The 6315-nt window shown below is 50.1% G+C and carries 5 protein-coding genes; 4 read left to right on the top strand and 1 reads right to left on the bottom strand.

Going from position 1 to position 6315, the window contains the following annotated elements; translation table 11 throughout:
- The 4 genes from AS151_RS02825 to AS151_RS02815 all read left to right on the top strand — a co-directional run.
- The coding region (locus AS151_RS02825) for a cadherin domain-containing protein (protein ID WP_211517499.1) at window positions 1-2318 on the top strand (2318 nt) is incomplete at its 5' end.
- Window positions 2319-2441: 123 nt separating this feature from the next.
- A complete protein-coding gene (locus tag AS151_RS02820) occupies window positions 2442-4184 on the top strand; it encodes a choice-of-anchor I family protein (RefSeq protein WP_071515559.1) in 1743 nt (580 codons plus the stop codon).
- A gap of 258 nt (window positions 4185-4442) precedes the next feature.
- A complete protein-coding gene (locus AS151_RS23015) occupies window positions 4443-4574 on the top strand; it encodes a hypothetical protein (RefSeq protein ID WP_275527965.1) in 132 nt (43 codons plus the stop codon).
- 123 nt (window positions 4575-4697) lie between these two features.
- Window positions 4698-5933: an LL-diaminopimelate aminotransferase gene (locus AS151_RS02815; RefSeq protein ID WP_071515558.1), complete on the top strand. Its 1236-nt coding sequence runs from the start codon at window positions 4698-4700 to the stop codon at window positions 5931-5933.
- 52 nt (window positions 5934-5985) lie between these two features.
- Here the strand turns inward: AS151_RS02815 and AS151_RS02810 are convergent, their stop codons facing one another.
- Window positions 5986-6246, bottom strand: coding sequence for a hypothetical protein (locus AS151_RS02810; protein ID WP_139240470.1), 261 nt, complete (start codon window positions 6244-6246; stop codon window positions 5986-5988).
- Window positions 6247-6315: the final 69 nt, after the last annotated feature.

Here is a 6315-nt window from a genome sequence, read left to right as displayed (position 1 = left end):
ACAGCCTGCCAAACCATGGAACCTTAAGTCTCAACGGCATCCCCTTAGCGGTTGGCGAGACTTTTACCCAGCAAGATATCGATAGCAGCAATCTTGTTTACCAACACGACGGTAGCAAAGACCCCAATATTGATAACTTTGACTTTGCTTTAATAGAAAACGGCACCACCGCCATTGTCGATACATTTGCGATCGCAATTAGTGAAGTAGAGGTCAACAACCCGCCAGAAGTGGCTGCGGCAACTTTCAATATTGATGAAAACAGCAGCCAAGGCACTTTGGTGGGTACGGTGACAGCCATCGATCCGGAAAACGACCCCTTACAGAACTGGCAAATTATCAGCAACGCCGACCCCAATGGCAACGGTATTCCCGCATTTTCTATCAATCCTGATACTGGGGAAATAGCAGTTGGCGATACAGAAGATTTGGATTTTGAAAGCAATCCCAGCTTCGATTTGCAAGTACAAGTTAGCGACAGCAATGCCACCAGCGATCCGCAACCGGTGACGGTGAATTTAAAGGATTTACCGGAGGCGACCAACAATCCTCCCAGTATAGACAATATCAGCATTGCAGCGACGCCGGATGCCAGCGGTACGATCGCATTAACCTCCCAATTTTTTACCAATGTTTTTACCGACCCAGAAGGTTCCCCGTTAGCTGGCATTCGTATCGATTCCTTGCCGGAAAACAGTAATTTGCTTCTCAACGGAGAAACCATTTCTGCACCAGAAGCGATCGCAGCTGCAGATATCTCCCAGTTAAGCGTTCGCGTGGATAGCGATTTTACCGGAACCCTAGCGTTTGACTGGAATGCCTCTGACGGGGAATTGTTTGCTCCCTCTAGCAAAACCTTTACCATTGATGTAGGCAATACAACAACTGGCGGCGAACAGTTTCCCACATCACCACCGTCATCTGTGCCATCTCCAAACCCATCTTCGATCGAAATTATTGCCGGTGGCAATCTGCAAACACCATTCAACACCGCGATCGCACTGGAAAATATCACCCTCAACGCCACCGACAACAACATGATTACCGTTACCACCAACACCAGCAACGGAACTTTAACCCTCGACCCAACTCCTAACATCAACTTTTTGTCTGGAGACGGCGACAACGACTCGCAGTTCGTGGTTGCTGGTTCTCCCACAAGCCTCGATGCCGCTTTAGATGGTTTGATATTTACTCCCAATGCTGGTTTTTTTGGAGAAACGACCGTAGAACTCACCGCCAGCAATGGTGGCGTCAGCGATACGGATACTGTCAGCATACGAGTTTTAGAGCCTATCATCCCCAACAGCGATCGCTGTCCGGTAGAAATTGTTACCGAAATTACCACAGTTCCCGTCACCAACGGAACCATCGCTGGCAATGGTGGCGACGAGGTTTTACAGGGAAGCGACCGTAGCGATCGCATAGAAGCAGACAGCGGCAACGACGTTTTGCTTGGCGGTGCCGCCGAAGATATTTTGCTTGGCGGTAGCGGTGACGATACCTTCCGTGGCGGTCGCGATCGCGATTTGGCCTTTGGCGAATCTGGCAACGATCTCATTCAAGGGGACTTAGGAAGTGATATTCTCAACGGCGGTGTTGGCAACGATGTGTTGTTGGGAGATAGTTCTCTGGCTGCCAATGGCGGCGAAACCGGCGAAACCGTTTTGAACTCCCCGCAAGCTGACCTACTGGTTGGCGGCGACGGTCGCGATTTCCTGTTTGGTGATGTCGATAGCGATACGTTGCTGGGGGGAACCGGCAGCGATACCCTGCTTGGAGGGTCTGGAGATGACCAACTGGTAGGCAATGCTGGCAACGATTCGGTTTCCGGAGACCTCGGCAGCGATACGATCGTTGGTAATACTGGCGACGATACCTTGATTGGTGACAGTGGTAACGATTTCCTGTGTGCCGGCGATGGCGACGATTGGGTGTTGGCTTCCCAGGGTGCCGACGAACTGGCTGGTGGTGCCGGCAACGATACGTTATTTGGCGGTGTTGATGGGGATATTGTTTTCGGCGATGCCGGAGATGACGTTTTGCTTGGGGATTTGGGGAACAATTTGCTGTTTGGCGGTTCCGGAAACGATGTTTTTGTGCTTTCGACAAATACTGGGGTAGATACCATTGCGGATTTTACCGATGGTCTCGATACGCTGGGGTTGGCTGGTGGCTTGCAGTTTTCCCAGCTAACGGTAGTGGCGACAGATACCGGTGCGGCGATTTTGCTAGGAGAACAAGTTCTGGCGAATGTTTTGGGAGGGAAAGCCAGCCATCTCACGGAAGCCGATTTTCGGGAGTTCGCCGGTTTTTAAAATCGTCATGCAATTTGGCTAACATCCATCGATGTCGTTTGATGGTATAGTCAATATTCGATCGCGGAATTTGGCATTTGCTGAAATTCCCTTTTCCTGTGTTACGTGTGAGGAGCGTTTTTTATGGCACCGCAACCCACCAATGCCATCAATTTGATGCCTATTGGCACCTACCAAACGGGTGTTTTTGACGAAGGTGCGGCGGAAATTGCCTCCTTCGACCCCAATACCAATCGGTTGTTCGTGGTCAACGGCAACAAAGATGCGATTGATGTGTTGGATCTGAGCAATCCCACCAACCCTACTTTACTATTTTCCATAGATGTAACGCCGTTTGGTGCGGGAGCCAACAGCGTGGATGTCAAAGATGGCAAGCTTGCCGTGGCTGTGGAAGCGGAAGATGGTACGGCAAACGGTATGGCTCTATTTTACCAAACCAACCTCTCTTCTGGCGATCGCCCCCTTGCCGAGGTAGAGATTGGCGTTTTGCCGGATATGATAACCTTTACCCCCAACGGCGAGAAGGTGGTGGTTGCCAACGAGGGAGAACCGATTTACGACGACGCTGGCAATTTGGTAGCCGACCCGGAAGGTTCGGTAAGCGTTATTGATTTACCCAGGTCGCTGGTTAATATTCGCGTGAATTTACCTGGAAATTTGGGTGAAGTTGGGTCCGATATTTTGACCCCAGCAGCCGTCACTTCCGTTGGTTTTACACAATTCAACGACCAACAAGCAGCATTGGAAGCCGCCGGTGTGAGAATTTACGGTCCTGGCGGTACGGTGGCTCAAGATTTGGAACCGGAATATGTTGCCGCAACCAACGATACGGCTTGGGTGACCTTACAAGAAAATAATGCTTTGGCGAAGGTAGATTTGAATCAGGGTCGCGTCGAAGCGATCGCGCCGTTAGGCTATAAAAACTACAACCAGCCAGGCAACGGCATCGACCCCAGCGACGAAGACGGCGAGATTGACATTCACCAGGTACCAGTTCTGGGAATGTACCAGCCAGACAGCATTGCACCGTTTACCACCGGCGGCGAAACCTATCTCATCACCGCCAACGAAGGCGACAGCCGCGACTATCCCGGTTTTAGCGAAGAAGTGCAGGTGCAAGATTTAACCTTAGACCGCACCATGTTCCCCAACGCCAGCGAGTTGCAAAGACCGGAAAATTTGGGACGCTTGGAAGTGACCAATTCTCGCGGCGACACCGACGGCGACGGTGCATTTGAACAATTGTATTCCTACGGTGCTCGGTCTTTTTCCATTTGGGATGCTAACGGGAATTTGGTATACGACAGCGGCAACTCCCTAGAAACCATTGTTGCAGAAGAATTTCCCAATAATTTCAACGCCGACAACGACGCCAACAACTCCTTCGACACCCGCAGCATTGCCAAAGGACCGGAACCGGAAGGGATAGCAACGGGAGTCATCAGCGATCGCACCTATGCTTTCATCGGTTTGGAACGCATCGGCGGTGTTGCGATTTACGACATTACCAATCCCGTGGCACCGGAGTTCGTACAATATACCAACAATCGCAATTTTGAAGGCAACGCCGAAGCTGGTACGGCAGGCGATTTGGGTCCGGAAGGTTTGGAGTTCATTCCCGCCGCAGACAGTCCCAACGGCGAACCTTTGTTGGTGGTCACCCATGAAGTCAGCGGCAGCACCAAAATATTTCAAATTCAAGTTAATGAAAGCCAGCCGATGATGATGGAAACTCAACCCAACGATGGCACGACGGAAGCGAAAACCCAGACACCAGTAGAAAGTGGATTGTTCAACCCCACTTGGAGTTTGGTTGGCTTCTTGCTGTTGTCTTTAGGAGCGATGGTTTATCGCAAATGGCGCTAATTTTTCGCTCGTTCGAGTTGTCATATAAATTCACTTGAACAGATTGAATCGCTCTCAAACCCCCGGCTGCAATGCCCTGAGCTTGCCGAAGGGTCGCCGTCCCCCGAACCTGCGGGGGATGACAGGGGGGTTTCTCTATAAGTCTACCGTAGGATTTTATATAAAAGAGAATCACCCCCATCTTTGCTTATTTTTTCAAAGCTTGAATCTGTAAAAATCCCCTGAAAAAGAAAGCCGCGCTCCTTTGGCAATGTTTTGTTGATGAGAGCGCCAGGATTTTGCGGTACGGACAACCGCCTGGCAAAAATCGACGAAATTCGCCCTTTTCATTTTATAACCGATATTCCCACCCAACGCTATACCTTTGCCCTGCGACAGCAAGTCAGCTAGGGAAAGGGGTTTCCGAGTTTTGTCTGCCACTTTCAGGCAACAACGCGATCGCAGCCAACAAATCTTGAACACCGAACGGCAAACGCTCTATCCTACACTAAGGAACAGCGACTAGGAACTGGAATGACCAAAGCAAATACCAACTACCTCAAACTGACAGCCGGGTATCTGTTCCCGGAAATTGCCCGTCGGGTGAACGCTTTCAAAGAGGAAAATCCCAACGCCGATATCATCAAACTCGGTATTGGCGACGTAACCGAACCCCTGCCAACGGCTTGCTGCGAGGCGATGAAAAAAGCTGTTGACGAAATGAGCGATCGCGCTACGTTTCACGGCTACGGTCCGGAACAGGGGTATGCTTGGCTGCGGGAAAAAATTGCTGCCCACGATTTTCAAGCCAGGGGATGCCATATCAATGCCTCGGAAGTATTTGTTTCCGATGGGGCAAAATGCGACACTGGCAATATTTTAGATATTTTTGGCGATGACAACACCATTGCCGTCACCGACCCAGTATATCCGGTTTATGTAGATACCAATGTAATGGCCGGTCACACCGGAAGTGCTACCGAAGATGGCAAATACGAGGGGTTGGTTTACCTACCCATGAATGCAGAAAACGACTTTACGCCACCCCTGCCGTCGCAAAACGTGGATTTGATTTATCTGTGTTTTCCCAACAATCCCACAGGTGCGATCGCGACCAAAGAAACCTTGACAAAGTGGGTCAATTATGCTAGGGAAAACGACGCCATTATCCTATTTGACGCCGCCTACGAAGCATTCATCACCGACCCAGAAATTCCCCACTCCATCTACGAAATTGAAGGGGCTACCGAATGCGCGATCGAGTTTCGTTCCTTCTCCAAAAACGCCGGATTTACGGGAACTCGCTGCGCCTATACAGTGGTTCCGGAAGGGTTGACTGCCAAAGGCGACGATGGTTCCGAGGTAAAACTGTGGAATCTGTGGAACCGCCGCCAGTCTACGAAATTCAATGGTGTTTCTTATATCGTGCAGCGGGGCGCAGAAGCGGTTTACAGCGACGCCGGGCAAAAGCAAATTCGGGCTTTGATAGACTTTTATCTTGAAAATGCCAAAATTATTCGCGAAAAACTCTCCAAAGCTGGTTTGACGGTTTACGGCGGCGTTCACGCACCGTATTTGTGGGTAAAAGCCCCCAGCGGCTATTCCAGTTGGGATTTGTTTGATATGTTGTTGCAAAAAGCCAATGTGGTGGGAACGCCTGGTTCTGGCTTTGGTTCTGCTGGCGAGGGCTATTTCCGCATTTCGGCGTTTAACAGTCGCAAAAATGTGGAAACGGCGATGCAGCGGATTGTGGAGAATTTGCAGGTTTAGTTTTGTGTAGGAACATGGGATGGGGAGTTGATTGCTCAAATCCCATGTTTCCTTACTTGTTTGTCTGCAATGAAAAGGAAGCGGCGTGGGGATAGCTGTTTCCTGGTTGGTTCTTGTTTTTGGCGAATACGTGCAATTTGAAGTTGCCGGTTTTGGGGTAGTTGGCAACAATTGTCATTTGGTGCTGGTTGCGATGGATTTGCACGTATTTTCTGGGAAGTTCTTGGGAACCGGATTTCACAACGGCTAAAATATCAATATCGGTAGGAGCTTGCAAAACCAGTTTGAACTCTCCCGATGTTGACACTCTCACGAATAGAATTCGTGAGATTCTCGCTTCATCGGGTGTGCCTAGATAGATTCGCTATGCTAACCCATCCCC

The organism is Geitlerinema sp. PCC 9228 (assembly GCF_001870905.1).
Classification (GTDB): domain Bacteria; phylum Cyanobacteriota; class Cyanobacteriia; order Cyanobacteriales; family PCC-9228; genus PCC-9228.
This window is presented reverse-complemented; position numbering and strand designations above follow the sequence as displayed.